The 2021-nt window shown below is 64.5% G+C and carries 2 protein-coding genes; both read left to right on the forward strand.

The window, feature by feature from the left end; translation table 11 throughout:
- Positions 1-483 (forward strand): glycine zipper 2TM domain-containing protein (locus VJ811_RS05915; protein ID WP_324071344.1); only part of this gene is annotated, 483 nt, incomplete at its 5' end.
- 569 nt (positions 484-1052) lie between these two features.
- Entirely contained in the window at positions 1053-1631 is a 579-nt protein-coding gene (locus tag VJ811_RS05920) for a hypothetical protein (RefSeq protein ID WP_324071345.1), read from the forward strand.
- The last annotated feature ends 390 nt before the right edge of the window (positions 1632-2021 follow it).

A 2021-nucleotide genomic window follows, 5' to 3' on the forward strand; every position in this document is an offset into this window, starting at 1 on the left:
GAAGCGGAAATGGAACGCCGCTGTGGCCGGGGGGGCACAGTGGGCGGCGCGGTTGTCGGCGGGCTCGTGGGGGGCATCGCCGGCAACCGCATAGCCGGGCGCGGCGACCGCACCGCGGGCACGCTGATCGGCGGCGGGCTCGGCGCGCTGGCGGGCTCGGCGATCGGCAATGCGTCGGACAGGAAGAAGTGCGACGAATATTGGGCGAGCCGCGGCGCTTATTACCAGGGCGGTTACCAGCAGGGCGGCTATTATCCCGGCGGCTATTCGACGACCTACCAGCATGGCGGATACGGATATGGCTACGGTTTTTACACGCCGGGCGTCGTCGTCACGACGATCATCAACGGCGCGCCGGTCGTGACCGAAAGGGTCGAGACGAGCACGCGCACCTATTATGAAAATGTGCCGGTGCGCAAACGCTATGTCGCGAAAAAGAAGTGGAAGCCGCGGCCCAAGGCCGTGCCGCGCTGCGCCTGCTGATACCCGGGAACAGGTCTGGTCACTTGTAACTGGTCCCAAGGCCCGTCATCCCACCGGATGGCGGGCCTTTTCCGTTTCTTTGAAACGACCGGTTTCGGCCGTCAGGCTGTTATGAGATTCGCGCAGAGGCGCAGAGATCGCAGAGGGGAAGATTTTTCGTCTCTCGATTACGGACCTATGATCCTCCCTGTCGCGCAGCGATGGGGAGGTGGCAGCGCCCTTCGACTGCCTTGCAGGCGCTCAGGATAAACTGCGCCAAAGGCGCAGCGCTGACGGAGGGGTCGGGACGGTGCGTCTTGACGAGAGGTTTCGACCCCTCCGTCAGCCCTGCGGGCTGCCACCTCCCCGTTCCGGGGAGGAACTGACTATGTCCGCTTCCCACCCCTTACCGGTCATTCCGCCCTGCGGCGTCGAACGGCGGCCGCCGGGGGATGCCATTATCCCCGGTTTGCGAAACGCGCCTCATCGCCCAGCCGCCCCGGTTCAGCGGCGCGAAAGCATCGCGCGCGTAGGGCGGTGATATTGCGGGCTGGACCATCCTGAGCCCGCCCCAAGGGGAGTTATCCTCGATGCGTAAATTGACCAGCCTCACCACCGCGGCGGCGATCGTCCTGACCTCGGTCGGGCTGAGCGCGGTGCCCGCCGAAGCGCGCGGGCGCCATCATGGCGGCTGGGGGTATCGCGACCGCGACCATATCAGCACCGGCGAGGTGCTCGGCGGGCTGTTCGTCATCGGCGCGATCGCCGCGATCGCGAGTTCGGTGGGCAAGGACAAGCGCGAGCGCGCGCCCGACTATCGTTACGAGCCGCCCTATCGCGGCGACGATCAGCGGCAAGAGGTGCCGCGTTACGAACCCGATGCGCAGGATGACGTCACGCCCGGCGCCTATGATCGCGGCGAAGGCGCCTATGGTCGCGGCGAAGGCGCTTATGGTCGCGGCGAGGCCGAGGGCCGTGCCGCCGACGCGTGCAGCTGGGCGGTCGAGGGCGAGATGGGCGACGATGCGCGCGTCGACAGCATCACCGGGACCGAGCCGAACAATGGCGGCTGGTACGTGACGGGCACCGCCTCGCGCCTTGGCGGCGAGGTGAGCAGCTTTGGTTGCAGCTATCGGGGCGGCCGGGTGGTCGACGTCAATTTCGGCTGATCTCCACCTCCCCCTTGATGGGGAGGCAGCGAGACTTGCCAGCTCGCTGGCTAGAGCGGGAGGACATTAGTTTGATCCGTTCGTGTCGAGCCCTTCGACTGCCTTGGCAGGCGCTCAGGATAAACTTCGACCTTTGGTCGAAGTCGAGACACCTGTCGGCCTTGCGCTGTTCCGACGGGTGTCTCGACTTCGCTCGACACGAACGGAAATATGAGTCAACCTCAAGTCATCACGCTCTAGGGTCAGGATCCATTAATTGCGCGATCGAGGTTTGAAGCGATTTTGTTCAGTGCGAGGAGGCAAGGCGCGGGAATATGTCGATATTTCAAGACTTGCCGACGACGCAATGGACAAAATCGATCAAATCCCGAAGGGACGTCGAAATGGCTT

This window comes from Sphingopyxis sp. (assembly GCF_035250425.1).
Classification (GTDB): Bacteria; Pseudomonadota; Alphaproteobacteria; order Sphingomonadales; family Sphingomonadaceae; genus Sphingopyxis.

Excerpts from the sequence above, each read along its gene's own strand:
- VJ811_RS05920 (WP_324071345.1), top strand. The coding sequence starts at position 1,053 with ATGCGTAAATTGACCAGCCTCACCACCGCGGCGGCGATCGTCCTGACC.